The organism is Pandoraea sp. PE-S2R-1 (assembly GCF_002179865.1).
In the GTDB taxonomy this organism is placed as follows: Bacteria; Pseudomonadota; Gammaproteobacteria; order Burkholderiales; family Burkholderiaceae; genus Pandoraea.
Genome location: NZ_NGUR01000015.1, coordinates 916,261 through 932,577, shown reverse-complemented (window position 1 = coordinate 932,577; position 16,317 = coordinate 916,261). Strand labels below are relative to the sequence as shown.

General features: G+C 63.7%; 18 protein-coding genes and 1 tRNA gene. 13 read left to right on the top strand and 6 right to left on the bottom strand.

Going from position 1 to position 16,317, the window contains the following annotated elements; all coding sequences use genetic code 11:
- Nucleotides 1-82: 82 nt before the first annotated feature.
- From CDV44_RS21715 to CDV44_RS21665, 12 genes are all read left to right on the top strand, one after another.
- Nucleotides 83-158, top strand: a tRNA-Phe gene (locus CDV44_RS21715).
- Nucleotides 159-369: 211 nt separating this feature from the next.
- Entirely contained in the window at nt 370-1,137 is a 768-nt protein-coding gene (gene queC, locus CDV44_RS21710; protein ID WP_087690408.1) for a 7-cyano-7-deazaguanine synthase QueC, read from the top strand.
- 58 nt (nt 1,138-1,195) lie between these two features.
- Nucleotides 1,196-1,831 (top strand): 7-carboxy-7-deazaguanine synthase, encoded by a 636-nt coding sequence (gene queE, locus CDV44_RS21705; RefSeq protein ID WP_058376784.1) that lies wholly within the window; start codon nt 1,196-1,198, stop codon nt 1,829-1,831.
- 9 nt (nt 1,832-1,840) lie between these two features.
- Nucleotides 1,841-2,284 carry a 6-carboxytetrahydropterin synthase QueD gene (gene queD / locus CDV44_RS21700; RefSeq protein WP_058376785.1) on the top strand — a complete coding sequence of 148 codons (444 nt, stop codon included), beginning with the start codon at nt 1,841-1,843 and terminating at the stop codon, nt 2,282-2,284.
- 635 nt (nt 2,285-2,919) lie between these two features.
- Nucleotides 2,920-3,063, top strand: a complete 144-nt coding sequence (locus CDV44_RS28095; protein WP_170936065.1) for a hypothetical protein — start codon at nt 2,920-2,922, stop codon at nt 3,061-3,063.
- Nucleotides 3,064-3,122: 59 nt separating this feature from the next.
- Nucleotides 3,123-3,545, top strand: coding sequence for a DsrE family protein (locus tag CDV44_RS21695; protein ID WP_087690406.1), 423 nt, complete (start codon nt 3,123-3,125; stop codon nt 3,543-3,545).
- Nucleotides 3,546-3,726: 181 nt separating this feature from the next.
- Nucleotides 3,727-4,437, top strand: a complete 711-nt coding sequence (locus CDV44_RS21690) for a tetratricopeptide repeat protein (protein WP_087690404.1) — start codon at nt 3,727-3,729, stop codon at nt 4,435-4,437.
- 367 nt (nt 4,438-4,804) lie between these two features.
- The gene (locus CDV44_RS21685; protein WP_170936064.1) at nt 4,805-6,010 is read left to right on the top strand and encodes a PrgH/EprH family type III secretion apparatus protein; all 1,206 of its coding nucleotides are present in this window, start codon (nt 4,805-4,807) and stop codon (nt 6,008-6,010) included.
- 57 nt (nt 6,011-6,067) lie between these two features.
- A complete protein-coding gene (gene sctF / locus CDV44_RS21680; RefSeq protein ID WP_087690401.1) occupies nt 6,068-6,319 on the top strand; it encodes a type III secretion system needle filament subunit SctF in 252 nt (83 codons plus the stop codon).
- Between the two features lie 60 nt (nt 6,320-6,379).
- On the top strand, nt 6,380-6,721 hold the full coding sequence (gene sctI / locus CDV44_RS21675; protein ID WP_087690399.1) for a type III secretion system inner rod subunit SctI: 342 nt from the start codon (nt 6,380-6,382) through the stop codon (nt 6,719-6,721).
- Complete coding sequence (locus CDV44_RS21670) at nt 6,718-7,014, top strand: IpaD/SipD/SspD family type III secretion system needle tip protein (RefSeq protein WP_170936063.1); 297 nt, start codon at nt 6,718-6,720, stop codon at nt 7,012-7,014. The genes sctI and CDV44_RS21670 overlap by 4 nt, the downstream gene beginning before the upstream one ends.
- 50 nt (nt 7,015-7,064) lie before the next feature.
- Complete coding sequence (locus CDV44_RS21665; protein WP_141118782.1) at nt 7,065-7,694, top strand: hypothetical protein; 630 nt, start codon at nt 7,065-7,067, stop codon at nt 7,692-7,694.
- 292 nt (nt 7,695-7,986) lie between these two features.
- Here the strand turns inward: CDV44_RS21665 and CDV44_RS21660 are convergent, their stop codons facing one another.
- From CDV44_RS21660 to CDV44_RS21635, 6 genes are all read right to left on the bottom strand, one after another.
- On the bottom strand, nt 7,987-8,928 hold the full coding sequence (locus tag CDV44_RS21660; protein WP_087690394.1) for a hypothetical protein: 942 nt from the start codon (nt 8,926-8,928) through the stop codon (nt 7,987-7,989).
- A gap of 274 nt (nt 8,929-9,202) precedes the next feature.
- On the bottom strand, nt 9,203-10,351 hold the full coding sequence (gene rodA / locus CDV44_RS21655; protein ID WP_087690811.1) for a rod shape-determining protein RodA: 1,149 nt from the start codon (nt 10,349-10,351) through the stop codon (nt 9,203-9,205).
- A complete protein-coding gene (gene mrdA / locus CDV44_RS21650) occupies nt 10,351-12,633 on the bottom strand; it encodes a penicillin-binding protein 2 (protein WP_087690392.1) in 2,283 nt (760 codons plus the stop codon). Before mrdA ends, rodA begins: the two co-directional genes overlap by 1 nt.
- A 52-nt stretch (nt 12,634-12,685) precedes the next feature.
- Nucleotides 12,686-13,198 carry a rod shape-determining protein MreD gene (gene mreD / locus CDV44_RS21645; protein WP_058376794.1) on the bottom strand — a complete coding sequence of 171 codons (513 nt, stop codon included), beginning with the start codon at nt 13,196-13,198 and terminating at the stop codon, nt 12,686-12,688.
- A 9-nt stretch (nt 13,199-13,207) separates the two neighbouring features.
- Nucleotides 13,208-14,176 carry a rod shape-determining protein MreC gene (gene mreC, locus CDV44_RS21640; protein ID WP_058376795.1) on the bottom strand — a complete coding sequence of 323 codons (969 nt, stop codon included), beginning with the start codon at nt 14,174-14,176 and terminating at the stop codon, nt 13,208-13,210.
- A 184-nt stretch (nt 14,177-14,360) separates the two neighbouring features.
- On the bottom strand, nt 14,361-15,404 hold the full coding sequence (locus tag CDV44_RS21635; RefSeq protein ID WP_010805637.1) for a rod shape-determining protein: 1,044 nt from the start codon (nt 15,402-15,404) through the stop codon (nt 14,361-14,363).
- 549 nt (nt 15,405-15,953) lie between these two features.
- Here CDV44_RS21635 and gatC point away from each other — a divergent pair.
- The gene (gene gatC, locus CDV44_RS21630) at nt 15,954-16,253 is read left to right on the top strand and encodes an Asp-tRNA(Asn)/Glu-tRNA(Gln) amidotransferase subunit GatC (RefSeq protein ID WP_058376796.1); all 300 of its coding nucleotides are present in this window, start codon (nt 15,954-15,956) and stop codon (nt 16,251-16,253) included.
- Nucleotides 16,254-16,317: the final 64 nt, after the last annotated feature.

Below are 16,317 nucleotides of genomic sequence, written 5' to 3'. Positions count from 1 at the left end.
AGACCGGCGCGCAATTCCCGCAGGTTTTTTCGACAAAGGGCTTGCGAAAATCATCAGGGCTCTCTATAATCGCTTTTCTCTTGGCCCGGTAGCTCAGTTGGTAGAGCAGCGGATTGAAAATCCGCGTGTCGTTGGTTCGATTCCGACCCAGGCCACCAAATTCGAAGGGCTTGCGCACAGCGCAAGCCCTTTTTGCGTTTCACGGAAACGCGCCCCGATGAGGGGTATAACGCCCCGCTGATATTGCGCTGATTGCGTTATGTCGCGTGACCCTCTCCCGCACGCGGGCTGCCCCGGTGGCCTGAATCGCGTGCCCGGCCCCCGTCGTCCTGACGGCGAGGGCGATACTGATACTGCTAGCGCAAGATCATGACGACAAGCACCGATTCCGCTCTGGTTCTGTTCTCCGGTGGACAGGATTCGACCACTTGCCTCGCGTGGGCGCTCTCGCGCTATGCGCGCGTCGAGACGTTGGGCTTCGACTACGGCCAGCGCCACAGCGTCGAGCTGGAGTGCCGCACCGACGTACTCGCCAAGATGCGCCAGCGCTTCCCGCATTGGGCACCGCGCATGGGCGACGATCACATGATCGACCTGTCGATCCTGGGTCAGATCAGCGAGACTTCGCTCACGCGTGAGACCACCATCGCGATGGCGGCCAACAACCTGCCGAACACGTTTGTGCCGGGCCGCAATATCCTGTTTCTGACGATCGGTGCGACGATCGCCTATCGCCGCGGCTTGCGCGTGCTGGTGGGTGGCATGTGCGAGACGGACTTCTCGGGCTATCCCGACTGCCGCGACGACACCATGAAGGCCTTGCAGGTCGCGCTGAACCTCGGCATGGACCAGCGTTTCATCGTCGAGACACCGCTGATGTGGATCGACAAGGCCGACACGTGGCAGATGGCGCAGGATCTCGGCGGCAACCTGCTGGTCGAAACCGTGCGTGAAGACACGCATACGTGCTATCTGGGCGAGCGCAGCGTGCTGCATCCGTGGGGTTACGGCTGTGGCGAGTGCCCGGCGTGTCAGTTGCGTCAGCGCGGCTACGAGCAGTGGCGTGCACGCGGTGCCGACGCTGACAATAGCGCTGGCAATAGCGCTGGCGATAGCGTTAGCAATAACGCCAGCTAGCACGCCGCTAACCATCAGACGCACGGCGCGGCCTGATCCATCAAAAATCGAGAGCATCATGACGTACGCGGTTAAGGAAATCTTCTACACCTTGCAGGGCGAGGGCGCGAATGCCGGCCGCCCGGCGGTGTTCTGCCGGTTTGCGGGGTGCAACCTGTGGACCGGGCGCGAAGAGGACCGTGCCGAGGCCGTTTGCCAGTTCTGCGATACCGAATTCGTCGGCACCGATGGCGAGAATGGCGGCAAGTACCGCACGCCGGCCGACCTCGTGGCGCAGATCGTGGCGCTGTGGCCGGAAGGCGACCGCGCGCATCGCTTCGTGGTTTGCACGGGCGGTGAGCCGCTGCTGCAACTCGATGCCCCGCTGATCGCGGCACTCCATGCCGAGGGCTTTCGCATCGCTGTGGAGACCAACGGCACGCAAGTCGTGCCCGAAGGCATCGACTGGGTGTGCGTGAGCCCAAAGGCCGATGCCGGGTTGGTCGTCACGCGCGGCGACGAGTTGAAGGTCGTCGTGCCGCAGGATCGCCAGCGTCTGGCCGAATACGAGACGCTCGACTTCACGCATTTCTATCTCCAGCCGATGGATGGCCCGCTGCGCGACACCAATACGAAGCTGGCGATCGATTATTGCAAGTCGCATCCGCGCTGGTCGCTGTCGATGCAGACGCACAAATATCTGAATATTCCCTGAGCCGTTGCCGTGATTACGATTACCCGGAAACTTGAATTCGATGCGGGCCACCGCATTCCCGACCACCGCAGCCAATGCCGCAACCTGCACGGGCATCGCTACGTGCTCGAGATCACGCTCGCGGGCGAGGTGAGCCGCGAGAGCGGCGCATCGGACAACGGCATGGTGATGGATTTTGCCGACGTGAAAGCACTCGCCAACGAGCACCTTGTCTCTGTGTGGGACCACGCGTTCCTCGTGTACGAGGGTGATACGGCCGTGCGCGATTTTCTGGCGACGATGCCTGACCACAAGACGGTCGTGTTCGATCGTGTACCGACCGTCGAGAATCTGGCCGCCGCCGCGTTCGACAAACTGAGCGGCGTATTCGACGCCCACTACGGCCGCGACCTGCGACTGGTGCGTTTGCGCCTGTACGAGACGCCGAACTGCTGGTCGGAAGTCACGGCATAACGCATTGACGGTGAAGTGCGCCGCCCGTGCGAAAACAAGCCGAAGCTCGCCATGTTTTAGGCGGGAGTTTTCCGAATTCGGTGGGCACTGACCTACCGAGACGCGAATTCGAAAGCATTCGTCGAAAGCCGAGGCAACCCGTCACGGGAAGTCAGAAAGTGTGAGCCCGCCAGATCCTGAGTCTGGCGGGCTTTTTCACTTCTGGAAGCATCATGACGAGAGTATTTGTAGCCGAACTTCGATGGACGCCGGTCGACAATGAAAGAAACGGCGGCGGCGACATCCCGCCTCACATCGTAGGGGAGTTGAATCAAGCGCTGAATCTGCGCCGGGGTGGCTTGCCACCAGTGCAAATCGGCGCAACGCCGACGATCGTGCCGCCCCCGAGGTCTTACGAAAGGCGTGCGGGCTTGCTCGACACACTACGCACCGATCTCCAAGCCGTACGCCGCGTACCGTACGCCGAAGAGGCGCCTCGCGCGGCACCCGTCAGACACGCCCGCGCAGGGGCGCGAGGCCAGGACGGCAGACGCGGCAATCTGGCTGTGCAACACGGTTGGACGCCCCCGAGCACACGACGGGCAGCGATTCCCGCGGCGTACGAGCGACGCCCGGAGCCAGCCGTCGACAAAGACTTGCCCCCGCCATACGACTCACAAGTCGGTGCGCTGCCTGCCTACGCTTCGGTGGATGTCCCGCCGCCGTATGCGCCACCGGACAAGGCGTGGCTCGGTGCGTTCTTCGGCCAGTCACGCCGCACGGACGCCGACCGCGGCTGAACGGCGTCATCGCGATATGATGCGAGTTGCACACCGTAACTCATAGGGGACAACTCAAAATGAAATCGCTTCTGCGCGGCTTGTTCGCCGCTTTGCTGTTGACGGCTTTTGCTTTGCCCGCCACGTCGGCATTTGCGAAAGACAAGGTCGTGTACCACATCAATGACGCCGAAAGTCAGGCGCTCGCCGGACTGCGCAACATCCGCAATCAGCTCGATACCGTCCCGGACACCGATGTCGTGGTCGTCGCGCATGCGAAGGGCGTCGACTTCCTGATGAACAACTACAAGGATGCCGCGACCGTCGGGCCGCTCGTCGCTGCGCTGCATGGCCGTGGCGTGAAGTTCGAGGTGTGCGAGATCACCATGAAGCAGCGCAGTCTCACGAAGGACCAGTTCGTGCTGGAAGCGGACTTCACGCCGTCGGGCGTGGTGGAACTCACGCGACTGCAACAACAGGGTTACGCGTACATCAAGCCGTAACCTGACATCGCCGATATGCGACTCGGGCGTGTGACGTTTGCGCCCGGTCGAACGGGAAGCCGCACCCCGAGCGCTGGATATCGATCCGGCCTTCGGGGTGTTTTCGTATGCGACGTCACTCGCCGGCGCGCGTCGCCGGTTTGGCGCACAATAGGCGCGTGCCCGTCCCCGGAGGTACCTCATGTCGACGTCTTACGCCATGCGCTGGCTGCTCGCCAGCACCACGCTCGCATTAGTGAGTGTGGCGTGCCAATCGATTCCCTATGCGGTGGCGGCGGCTCAGGCCCCCGCGCAGGCACTCACCGACCGGGCAGTCCATGACTATGAAGCGGGGCAGCAGACGCAGGCGCTCGATGAGTTTCGCCGGGCGGCGCAGCAAGGCAACCGGCTGGCCCAGTTCGACTACGCGATGATGTTGCTCGCGGGCGAAGGCGGCACCCCCGACCCGCAGGGGGCCGTGCAGTGGCTCGATCGGGCGGCCAACGCCGGCATGACGCAGGCACAGTACGTGTACGGCAAGATGTACGACGATGGCTACGTCGTGGACAAGTCGATTCCGCAGGCCAACCACTGGTACGAGAAGGCCGCGAAACAAGGCCACGTGCAGGCTCAGGCGGCGATTGCCAACGAGTACTTCATCGGTCGCGGCGTGCCCAAGGATTACAGAATCGCTTTCGGCTGGTACGAGAAGGCGGCAAAGGGCGGCGATCTGCCCTCGCAATACATCGTGGCGAGCTACTACGAGCGCGGCTACGGTGTTGTCACCCCCGATCTCGATCAGGCCCGCTTCTGGTACGAGAAGGCCGCAGCGCAGGGGGATGTTGCTGCGCAGGGCAAGCTCGATGCCTTCAAGCGTCAAGGCGCGCCGGGTAGTGCGGCGTCCACTCGCTGAGCGCCTGAACTGACATTTCAATCCCACTGCATCGTCATTCGCGAGTGCCGTTCCGTCGTCGCTGACGGACGGCCAGCGCGACGTCGGCGCACCCCCGCATCTCGTCTTCCGTCGTCAGTCCCTCGCGCCCACGTCTCCATTCCGATGTCACAAGCCACGCCGCGCGTGGCCGCCGAGTCGCGTCTGCAAATCATGATCACTGTTGGGGGATTTAAGAAGAATCCCATCAGGACTCGTCGGCGCAGCGTGAGTAGCATCGGCGTCAACGATGTTACTCATAAGGAGCGCGAACGCCGCAGGTCGCGGAGGACTCGCGGGGACTACCGACCCGCACCGACCGCACACGCTGCCCGTTCGCGAAGAATCGATGGCGCCAGACACTTCGATGGATGCGATCGACAGCGCGCAGCACAGCGCCGTATTGCGGTTGCTCACGGGACCGATGCGTGGCTGCGAATTCACGCTGACCGAGGGCATCACGCTGTTCGTCATCGGCCCGAGCGATCCGGCCGTCGACCGTGGCTGGCAAGCGGATATGCCGCCGAATGCCATTTACGTGCCGATGGACGGCGAGAGTGACAATTTCGAGGTACTCGTCGATCACGACGACCGCCCGGGCCTCTTCGTCAGAGTGTTGAGTGACGTCGCGGGCAGGGAAATCGGTATCGACGCGACTCAGATCGCGGAGATCGGCGACGTACGCATTGGCGTCAGGCGTGTGGATGAACCCTGGTCGACGCACGTCTCGCGCAGCATGTGTGCGCAGCGTGGCGCATCCGATGCGACGCAAAGCCCGGGCGGGCGCCGCCGCTGGCAACAGATGTTCTGGGGAACCGTGCTGCTTGCGGTCCTGGCAGGCGGTGCGTGGTTCTACGCCCGCAGTGCGCCGCAACGTCAGGCCGAGGGCATTGCCGAGTATCTGGAGACGATCGGTGGCCGGGCGCAGGTGCTGCCGGGCACCGACGGCATGATGTACGTGCTCACGGAAGATAGCGCGCAGCGACTGTCTCTGACACGCATCCTCGGTGCCGCGGTGATCCAGCGCGAGGGGCTGGTCGTGCTCGCGCTCGACGAAGAAAACGAGCGCATCACGCAGTGGATCGACGCATCGCGCAATCAGGTTCCCTACTTCAAGCTTTATTTCGACGATCCGGCGGCGCCGGAACTGTGGGTCGGCAAGCAGCACTTCCGGCTCTCGGAACACGAGGCCACACAGTTCCGCAGCCTGCTGCACGAAAAGATGCCCTACGCCAAGCGGGTGAGCATCGTCCCGCACGACGAAGCGGATGCCAGTAACGAAGCCGAAGACGCGCTCAAGCGTCAGATGGTGCCGTTTCTGCGCACCGATACCCCCGAGGGCGTGACGTTCCACATCAGTGCCGAACTCGACGACGTGCAACTGCGCCGGCTGTACAGCTTCATGCAGAGTTTCGCCAAGCGCTGGGGGACCAAGCTCGTGCGCTTCAACGTTGATTTGCGCGACGACTGGACGGGGCAGAAGTCGTACTCCTACGGCGAGATGGCTTACATCAAAGAGGGGCCACGGCAGTGGCAGTTCGTTAACAGGCAGTAACCGACAGTAACCGCCAGCAAGCGGAAGCAAGCGGCGACAAGTCGCCAAGGAGACATCATGACCACCATCAATGCACCGGACGATCTGAGAACGCTCGAGAAGATATCGCGATCGTTCGACGAAAAAGCGAAGACGCTGAAGACGCGCGTCGACGAAGCCCTCGCGGCCATTCAGGGCGACGCAAGCGACGCGCAGACACTCGCGAAATATCAGGCCGTGCTCGGGGAATACACGCTGGTGCAAAGCGCGCAATCCGCCTCCGTCAAGACTTGGCGCGATACCGCCGCCGGCATCATCCAGAAGTTCTGACGCTACACACCCCGCCACTTTTCGCCACCAGCCTCCAGCCCTTATTCAGCGAGCCCCCCAATGTCGATCGCTCCCGTGGCGCTCTCACCCGCATTGCGCCTCACCGCACCCCCCGCGCATTCCGCGCACTCCGTTACGGATGCCTCGGTATCGGTGATCGCCAATCAGCCCGACGCCACCGATTCTCTTGAGTCGCGTTTCATCCGGGCTGCCGCCGATATGTCCGCCAGATTCGAAGCCGATCGCGCGCAGATCGCCGATGACGTCATCCGGATCGACCCCACGGACCTCGTCGCCATGAACGCCATGCAGGTCCGGTTGGCGCAATACAGCCTGGATGTGTCGATGACGTCCACGCTCGCGCGCAAGGTCGTCGGTGCCGTGGAGGCGTTATTAAGGTGAAGTATCGCAATGCCCTCGTCGTGTGTGCACTCAGCGGCAAGTATGTCGTCGTCATCGACACGGCGCCGCTCGATCGCATGATCGAGAACGTGCCCGCCAGCGGCGTGATGAACCCCTTCGAGCTCGACATCTGGCGCTCCGGTTTCACCTCGCAGGAGAACCTGATCAAGACATCGATGCAGTCTCTGATGCAGCGCTATTCGACGGCCAACTCGGTCTACGACAACCTCGTCAAGATACTGAGCGCCACGATCAATGCCACGCTCGAAGTCTGCAAGGGGTATCTCAGGTGAGCCGGGTGAGCGGCGTGCTCTGTGATGCGGCTCGCCTGCGGGTGCCACCCGTGTTGGCCCCTTGCGCACGCCGCGCCGGGTTTCGTGCGGGCCCGTTGCGCAATCTCCCGTCGCAGGGGTATCTGTCGGTGATGTTTGCCAGCGGCGATGCCACGTCGATCGGCGTGGTCCTGATGCGGGTGATCCGCGATGCGCTCGACCCTGCGCCGCTCGACGATATCGCGCTGCGCCGTCAGTACATGGCCATGCGCGACGCCGTTCTGCCGCGCGATGCGATGCATCAACGCACGATCTTCGAGCGCTTTGCGAGCGGCGAAGCGCGCTTGCTGGGCGACGTGTTGGGCAGCGTGATCACGATGCTCGCGGAGCATCCGCAACGCGAGTCGTTGTGTGCTTTCGCACTGGCGTTGTTTCTGCGCGGTTCGACGGCCAGCGACGAGATTCGCAAGAACCCGCTCGTCGCGGCCATGCTCGCCGGGCTCGGTTGGTTCGATGGACCGCCAACCTTGTCTGCGCACGCGCGAGCGCGGTGGTGCGGCTCGACGGGCATGGGCTGGCCCGTACGACGGGTTCGACAGGTGCGAAGGGTGCCGGTGATTGGCATGGCAACTGCGCCGCCACGATCATTTCGTGCGCGCGTCGCCATTGCCGGGGATGGCGGTAGGCACTCCAACCGATGAGCAACATCAGATAGCCGTCACGGCTCACGCCGATCGTGGTGCGAGCGGGGTCTATCGCGTGACGGCAGATGAGACGGTGCAGACGCTCGGCTTCATGACGGGTCAGGGTCGCAGCGTTGATCTGCGTGTGGATCGAGGCCATGCGCCGGGTTTCCTCCAAAATCCAGAACGAGCATGGATCCATGGTCGTCGTCGCGCCGGAATGGCGCTTGCACGTTTGGCTCATCGCGCAGGCCGGCCCCGGCGGTGCGGACAACGCCGGACCCTCGGGGCCGGTGGACACTGCGCCGGATCAGAGGCCGCGGTTGGCGAACATTTGCCTGAGCAGATTCGAATCGACCCCGAACTGTTGCTGCAACTGTTCTACGAAGGTGAGGGGCTGATTCGTTTGCATGGCACGGGCGGCACGTGCAGCACGGACGGCGTTCTGGCTCGCAACCGAAAACGTGGCGCTGCGCACGATGTTCGGGCGTGGCTTGGGCACCGGCGGTGTCGACACCGCCGTGGTCACGTCGGGCAGTGCCGACGCCGCTGTGGTCACGTTCGGCAGTGACGCGTTGCGCGGCATTGGCGTGGGGCGCTCGCGCGTTGCGGCGATCGAGACAGGCATCGCGCCCGGCGAACGACGTGGCGCCGGGACCGGAGCGCTAATGCCGGCCGCGCGAGCCCGTGCGGCTTCAACACCGTTACGCAGCGCCTCGCGATTCTCTTTCGGCGGCAGTGGCGGTGCACCCTCGGGGCCACGCGCGAGCTCGGTCATGATCTGGGGCAGCAGGCCCCAGTCAGCCTTGTTCGGCATCGGCGAGGTGCCAATGCTGCCGGCGCGGGATCGTGCGATCGGGGTGGTGGGTTTGGGCGTCGTCAACGTGGGCGCACTGGCGGAGCGGGGGCGGTGCGCCACCGACGACTTGCGTGCTTGCACGGGCGGCGCGGCATAAGACGAGCAATGCGTTCGCAATGTCATGATCAAGTCCCGCGTGGCGGCCTTGCTCAGACGGAGCGAATCTTGTTGGAGCGTCGATTTCGCGCTCTCGCTAAATTTGTTTTCCTTGAGAAATTTCAGCGCCCGATGCGTTTCCTTCGGATGCAGCAAGTACTGCATGCCCTTGTAGACCGTGAGCGAACCGTCTTTGCGGATGCCGATGCGAAGTTCTTGCGTATCGAAGGCCCCGGTTCTCAGGTACTCCAGCGTCGTGGATGATTGGGTGGCAACCGAATGCAGCGTATTTGACATGACGTAATTTCCTCTTCCAATGGGACGCCCGCGCACGCTGTCCCGCGAGAGGCACCGGTGTTCCGGGTGCCGCTGGCAAAGGTTTCGCGCCGGGCCGTGCAGGATCAGATTTGGTTTTACGCGATGCGCCTACCAGCGACTCGCAGATAACGCTCATCGTCGGAGCGGTGAGCGGGCGATGAAAAACAAACGGCAGAGCGAAGGCTCTGCCGTTGTTGTGGCGACACGTCGAGAGGGTGTCGCCGGGTCGATGCGCAGGGGAAGTCGAGCGCCGTCAGCTCTGCATCAAACGCTTCTCGCGCGCGACACTCATCAGAATGCCCACGCCGAGACCGAGGGTCACGAGCGCCGTACCGCCGTAACTCATGAACGGCAGCGGCACGCCCACCACGGGCAGAATGCCGCTCACCATGCCCATGTTCACGAAGGCGTAGGTGAAGAAGATCATCGTTACCGATCCCGCGAGCAAGCGGCCGAACAGCGTGGCGCCCGACGCGGCGATCATCAGCCCGCGCGCGACCAGCAGCAGGTACAGCAGGATCAGCACGCCTTCGCCGATCAACCCGAACTCCTCGGCGAACACGGCGAAGATGAAGTCGGTGTGCTTCTCGGGAATGAATTCCAGATGGGCCTGCGTGCCCTTGAGCCAGCCTTTGCCCATGGTGCCGCCCGAGCCGATGGCGATCACCGACTGAATCGTGTGAAAGCCCTTGCCGAGCGGATCTGACGTCGGGTCGAGCAGCGTGCACACGCGGTGCTTCTGGTAGTCGTGCAGGATGTGCCACTCGACGTCGGGCTGACAAATCTTGTCTTCCAGCGCGAGGATCGTGCCGATGCCGATGATGCCGGCGATGAGCACCGGCAGAATCAGTTTCCACGACAACCCGGCCAGATAGATCACGTACAGCCCGGCGGCGGCCACGAGCAGGCCGGTCCCCAGGTCGGGCTGCTTGGCGATCAGGCCCACCGGCACGCCGAGCAGCGCGAGCGCGGCCAGATAATCGAACCAGCGGATGTTGCCTTCACGCTTCTGGAAGTACCACGCGAGCATCAGCGGCATGGCGATCTTCATGATCTCGGACGGCTGGATCACCATGCCGACGTTCAGCCAGCGCTTCGCACCTTTCTTCGTCAGGCCGAACATGGCGACGGCAATGAGCAACGCCACCCCGGCCGTGTAGAGCGGCACGGCAAACTTCATCAGCGTCTGCGTGGGCATCATCGCGAGCACCCACATCAGAATGAACGTCAGCACGATGTTGCGAATCTGGTCTTCAACGCGCCCGGGCACGTCGATGCTGGCGCTGTAGAGCGTGACGAGCCCCACGCACAGCAACAGGAACACGATCAGCGCGAGCGGCTTGTCGAAGGCGACGAACAGGCGCTTGACCTGTTCTTTCCACGTATGTTTGTCGAGCGCCATCATGGCGTTCCTCCTTGCGCGCTTTGTGCACGGATCGCTGCGCGATGGCGGGCCTCGTCGGCGACGGTCGGGCTCACGGCAGGCTGACGCTGCGGCGCGGGTGGTGCGGGTGGTGCTTTGAGCGCGTTTGCGGCACTCGGTGCAGAGGCTTTGCCATCCGCCGGGCGTGCCGCGCCGGCGACAGCCGCCGAGGCAACACCGGGTGCATTAGCCGGTGCAACGCGCGGGACTGTCGTGGTGGCCGGGCCGTAGCCCGCCGCCGCACGCAGGCCCAGTTCGGCGGCGCTGGCGGGCGGTGCATCCGGCGCAGCCGACACGCCCGCGACGCCGGACGCGGCGCCCGGTACCGATGCCCCGGCTTGCAGCGCGGCCGCTTCGGCGGCGCGCTCCTTCGGTTCGTCCACGAGGTAGTAGTCGAGCAGTCGGCGCGCCACCGGACCGGCCTGCGCGCCACCCCAGCCGGCGTTCTCCACGATCAGCGCGATGGCGATCTTCGGATTTTCGGCCGGTGCGAAAGCGATGAACAACGCGTGGTCGCGTTTGAACTCCGGAATCGCGTTGTGGTTGTACTTCTCGTTCTTGCCCAGCGAGTACACCTGCGCCGTACCGGTCTTGCCGCCGGCGTCGTACGGCGCGCCAGCGAATGCCTGACGGCCCGTACCTTCCTTGATCACGCCGACCATCGCGCGTTTGACGAAATCGATGTCGGCCTGCTTGTACGGCAGACGCGCGCTTTCGTGCGGCACGGTGAGTTGGCGCGAGTGCGACACCGGGTCTTCAACCGCCTTCACGAGGTGAGGCTTCATCACCACGCCGTCGTTGGCCAGCGTGGCGGTGGCGTGGGCGAGTTGCAGAATCGTGAACGAGTTGTAGCCTTGGCCGATGCCCAGACTGATCGTCTCGCCGTCGTACCATTTCTGCTGCGCAGCCGTCTTGTAGGCTTTGCGCTTCCACTCGGTCGAGGGCAGGATGCCGCGCGCTTCGCCTTCGATGTCGATGCCGGTCAGTTGGCCGAAGCCGAGCGGCTTCATGAAGTCGTGGATCGCGTTCACGCCGAGGTCGTGCGCGAGCATGTAGTAATAGGTGTCGTTCGACACCACGATCGAGCGGTACATGTCGATCCAGCCCTGACCGTTGCGCACGTCGTTGCGGAACGTGTGGTTGCCGAGCGTGAACGAGCCCGTGTCCTGAAAGCCCCAGTTGGTCGTGCGCTTGCCCAGCGTCAGCGCCGCGAGCGCCATGAACGGCTTGTAGGTGGAGCCGATCGGGTACGTGCCGCGCAGCGGACGGTTGAGCAGCGGGCGGTCGGCCGAGTTGTTCAGGGCGTCCCAGTTCTGTTGGTCGATGCCTTCGACGAACATGTTCGGATCGAAGCTCGGCGCAGAGACGAAGGCGAGCACGTCGCCGGTCTTCGGCTCGATCGCGACCACAGCACCGCGCCGTCCGGCAAACGCCTGCTCGGCGACCTGCTGGAGCTTGATGTCGATCGACAGCACCAGGTTGTCGCCGGGCGTGGCAGGCGTGCGCGAGATCGTGCGCACCGGCCGGCCGCCAGCGGTCACTTCAATTTCTTCGAAGCCGGTGATTCCGTGCAACTGCGTCTCGTAGCTCTGTTCCACGCCGATTTTGCCGACGTAGTCCGTGCCCTTGTAGTTGTTCACGTCGCGGCGGATGTCGTACTTCGCGCTGTCGCTGTCGTTCTCGTCGCTCATCGCCTCGATGCGCTGGCGATCGCGCAGCGAAATCCGGCCGATGTAGCCGATCACGTGCGCGGCGGTCTCGCCCAGCGGATATTGCCGGAACAGACGCGCATGCACGTCGACCCCGGGGAAGCGGAAACGTTGTGCGGTGAAGCGGGCAACTTCGTCGTCGGTCAGGCGCGTGCGGATCGGCAGGCTCTCGAAGCTCTTGCTGTCGTCCATGAGCTTCTTGAAGCGGGCGCGGTCGCGTGGCGTGATGTCGATCACGTCGGACAGATCGGTAATCAGATCTTCGAGCGGACGGCCGATCTTCGACGGCGTGATTTCCAGCGTATAGGCGGAGTAGTTGCGCGCGAGCACCACGCCGTTGCGGTCCATGATCACGCCGCGGTTGGGCACGATCGGCGCGAGCGAGACGCGGTTTTCGTCGGCTTGCAGGGCGTACTGATTGTGGCGGAAGACTTGCAGATAGACGAAGCGGACCGCGAGCAGGCTGAAGCAGATCAGCACGAAGAGCGCGGCCGCCGTCACCCGCAGGTGAAACGTCTGTAGTTGCTGCTGGGGATTCTTGAACTCGGTCATGCTGGCGGGTACGGGCGGGCCATGGTGGTGCGATCGTTCGGGTGCTGGCCCATCAGATCGGACGCGTGTCGTCGCGGTCGACGGCGCGCTTCTGAGGCGCCAGCAGCAGGATACTGATCACGGGCCAGAGCAGCGCTTCGACGAAGCTGGCGGCCAGCGGCCACCATCCCGGAAACGCAGCACCCGTGGCGAGCCGGATGATGAACGGCACCACGTGGGCAAGTAACAGCAACGGCAAGACAGTCAACGCCTGGCCGAGCAGCGTGAAAAACAGTACCCGGCGGTGGATCATGATAGCGCCGTACGACAGCAGCGTGTAAGCGAGCGCATGCTCACCCAGCAAGCCGGCGTTGTGCACGTCCATGAGCAGGCCGACGAGGAACGCGACGCCCATACCGACTTTGCGCGGCTGGTGGATGTTCCAGAACATCAGCACCAGCGCGACGAAGTCGGGCATGGCAGGGGCGTGGCCCCACGGCATCAGGTTGACCAGAAACGCCACCACGAGACTGAGCGCGATGAAGTACGGATTGACCGGCAGCAGGATGTATTGCGGTCGTGGCATGTCGATTCCTTAATGGCCTTTCTTGACGGCCGGCGCGCGCTTCGGATCCGCACGCGTGGCGCCTTTCTGGCCGGGCTTTTCACCGCTGGCCGACGGATCGGAGGCGCGCGCGAGATCGGCGGCGGCGTCCGGATGCAGGGCGAGCGGCGTGGTGTATTGCAGGACCAGCACCTGGCGCTGGCTGCGAAGGTTGGCGACCGGCTGGCACAGGATGCGCGCGAAGGCGGTGTCCGAGACGCGATCGACCTTGGTGATGCGGGCCACGGGCAGACCGGCCGGGTAGATGCCGTCCAGACCGCTGGTGGCGATCTCGTCGCCGACCTTCACGTCGGCCGACAGCGGGATGAAGCGCAGATCGAGCACGTCGCCGCGCAGGCCGCCGTAAATCACGCTGTGCACGCCGCTACGGGTGACCTGCACGGGCACGGCCTGTTCCTTGTCGGTCAGCAGCGTCACTTCGCTTTGCAGCAGGAACACGCGCGAGACCTGACCGAGCAGACCCTGCTCGGTGACGACCGGCGCGCCAAGCTTCACGCCATGCTTCGTGCCGCGATCGATGACCACGCGCTGCGTGAACGGGTCACGCGTGTCGTACTCGATTTCGGCGGGAATGCTGGGCACCGGCAGGCGCTCGCGCAGCGTGAGCAACTGGCGCAGATGTTCGTTCTCGGCGACGAGCTGATTGTTGCGCTGGGCTTGGACTGCGAGTTCGAGGTTCTTCTCGCGCAGTGTGCCGTTTTCGGTCGTGAGCTGGTTTTCCGTCGAGAAGAAGCCTGCGACGTTCAGGATGGCATCGCGCGGCAGCAACATCATGCGCTGCACGGGATAGAGGGCGGTACCGACGACAGTGCGCACTCGCTCAAGCGTGTTGTAGTGCGAGTCGACCACGAGCAGGCCGATGGCGAGCGCGACAAAACAGATCAGCCGGGCCAACGCCGACGGACCCTGTTTGAACAGTGGCGGCGGACTGTACTGCATGGTGGGCCCTTCAGGGGAGCACGCGCAGCGAGGCGCTGCGGTGCGCGAATGGTATCAGTCGGGCGCGACCGGGCGGCATGGCAATGCCCCCCGTGCGCGTATGAGTGCAACGTAGCCCGTCCGGTCTGGCGGGGTGTGGATGGTGTTGCCCCACCGCGCCGGACGACGGACCACGCACGTTGGCTTACTCGTAGGAGAAGATGCTGCCGAGCTTGTCCATACGCTCGAGCGCCATGCCCGAGCCACGCACCACGCACGTGAGCGGGTCTTCGGCGACGAGCACCGGCAGACCGGTTTCTTCGGCGAGCAGGCGATCCAGGTCACGCAGCAGTGCGCCACCGCCCGTGAGCATCATGCCGCGCTCGGCGATGTCGGCGCCCAGTTCCGGCGGCGTCTGTTCGAGGGCGATCTTCACCGACGACACGATCTGGTTCAGCGGATCGGTCAGGGCTTCGAGAATTTCGTTGCTGGAAATCGTGAAGGCGCGTGGAATGCCTTCCGACAGGTTGCGGCCCTTGACTTCCATTTCCTTGACTTCCGAACCCGGGAAAGCCGAACCGATCTCCTTCTTGATCGCTTCCGCCGTCTGTTCGCCGATCAGCATGCCGTAGTTGCGGCGGATGTAATTGACGATGGCTTCGTCGAACTTGTCGCCACCGACGCGGACCGAACCCTTGTAGACGATACCGCCCAGCGAGATCACGCCGACTTCGGTCGTGCCGCCGCCGATGTCGACGACCATCGAGCCCGTGGCTTCCGAGACCGGCAGGCCGGCACCGATGGCGGCAGCCATCGGCTCTTCAATGAGATACACCTGCGAGGCGCCGGCACCGTGTGCGGCTTCCTTGATGGCGCGGCGCTCGACCTGGGTCGAACCGCACGGTACGCAAATGATGATGCGGGGCGAAGGCGAGAACAGGCGCGATTCGTGCGCCATCTTGATGAACTGCTTGATCATCTGTTCAGTGACCGTGAAGTCGGCGATAACGCCATCCTTCATCGGGCGGATCGCCTCGATGTTGCCCGGTACTTTGCCAAGCATCTGCTTGGCTTCCTTACCGACGGCCTGAATCGTCTTCTTACCGCTCGGGCCACCTTCCTGACGAATAGCAACGACTGACGGTTCGTCGAGGACGACGCCCTTGCCGCGCATATAGATCAGAGTGTTTGCCGTGCCGAGGTCGATGGCCAGGTCGTTGGAGAAATAGCTGCGAAGAAAACCGAACATGCAAAATCCTGTGTTTGCGTGAGACCGCCCCAAGGGATGTGACTGGGACGGCTGCCTGTCATCTGGGTTCCGGACTGTTCGCAAAAAAATCGCCAGGCGCCACGCGGCGGCTCGCGAATCGTGCGGACAAACCGAGGAATGCTGTGCCGGCAGGAGGCGGGGCTGCCTTCGTAAATTCGTCGCGTCAGGGTCATCCACTGGACTGCGCGATCGTCTGTCACGCCCCCCGGACTTGCCGTGGCCCACCTGCGCGACAGCGGCGAAGGGTGCAAAAACACGCTTCGACGCAAATTTAATGCGCAATGATACCTTATAATTTCGCAGGTTTTGCAGGAAAAACGAGCACGTTGACACCACATTCGGCTCCCCCGGCCCTCGCGCCGAAAGCCCCGTGGCACGGTGTGCCAGCCCTCCTGCGCAGCCCGGTGCACGGAGTAAAACCGCGCGTGATCGCCAAAGCGAGCGCGCATTCTCCGCATCCTGTCCCTAATTTCGGCGTCAGGCCTGCATCCGGCTGCTCTCCAATGCGCATTTTTTCGGGATTTCTTCATGGCTTTGAATCTCTCCGACGTCAAACGCATCGCCCATCTCGCACGTCTGGAGCTGGCGGATGACGAGGCGGCTCACATGGAAAAGGAGCTCAACGGCTTCTTCGCGCTCGTCGAGCAGATGCAGTCGGTCGACACGACAGGCGTCGCTCCCCTCGCGCATCCCATCGAGCAAATTCAAGCAGTTGCCCAACGACTGCGTACCGATGCCGTGACCGAAGTGGTCGATCGCGACGCGAATCAGCGTCCGGCACCTGCGGTTCAGGACGGCCTTTATCTGGTGCCGAAGGTCATCGAGTGACGACCGCCGCGCGCCGGTGCGCCGGGTAGTCCGGTCACCGCGCGACACGCTGCGGCGCGCGGGT

Excerpts from the sequence above, each read along its gene's own strand:
- queC (WP_087690408.1), top strand. The coding sequence starts at position 370 with ATGACGACAAGCACCGATTCCGCTCTGGTTCTGTTCTCCGGTGGACAG.
- queE (WP_058376784.1), top strand. The coding sequence starts at position 1,196 with ATGACGTACGCGGTTAAGGAAATCTTCTACACCTTGCAGGGCGAGGGC.
- CDV44_RS21695 (WP_087690406.1), top strand. The coding sequence starts at position 3,123 with ATGAAATCGCTTCTGCGCGGCTTGTTCGCCGCTTTGCTGTTGACGGCT.
- CDV44_RS21690 (WP_087690404.1), top strand. The coding sequence starts at position 3,727 with ATGTCGACGTCTTACGCCATGCGCTGGCTGCTCGCCAGCACCACGCTC.
- CDV44_RS21685 (WP_170936064.1), top strand. The coding sequence starts at position 4,805 with ATGGCGCCAGACACTTCGATGGATGCGATCGACAGCGCGCAGCACAGC.
- sctF (WP_087690401.1), top strand. The coding sequence starts at position 6,068 with ATGACCACCATCAATGCACCGGACGATCTGAGAACGCTCGAGAAGATA.
- sctI (WP_087690399.1), top strand. The coding sequence starts at position 6,380 with ATGTCGATCGCTCCCGTGGCGCTCTCACCCGCATTGCGCCTCACCGCA.
- CDV44_RS21660 (WP_087690394.1), bottom strand. The coding sequence starts at position 8,928 with ATGTCAAATACGCTGCATTCGGTTGCCACCCAATCATCCACGACGCTG.
- rodA (WP_087690811.1), bottom strand. The coding sequence starts at position 10,351 with ATGGCGCTCGACAAACATACGTGGAAAGAACAGGTCAAGCGCCTGTTC.
- mrdA (WP_087690392.1), bottom strand. The coding sequence starts at position 12,633 with ATGACCGAGTTCAAGAATCCCCAGCAGCAACTACAGACGTTTCACCTG.
- mreD (WP_058376794.1), bottom strand. The coding sequence starts at position 13,198 with ATGCCACGACCGCAATACATCCTGCTGCCGGTCAATCCGTACTTCATC.
- mreC (WP_058376795.1), bottom strand. The coding sequence starts at position 14,176 with ATGCAGTACAGTCCGCCGCCACTGTTCAAACAGGGTCCGTCGGCGTTG.
- CDV44_RS21635 (WP_010805637.1), bottom strand. The coding sequence starts at position 15,404 with ATGTTCGGTTTTCTTCGCAGCTATTTCTCCAACGACCTGGCCATCGAC.
- gatC (WP_058376796.1), top strand. The coding sequence starts at position 15,954 with ATGGCTTTGAATCTCTCCGACGTCAAACGCATCGCCCATCTCGCACGT.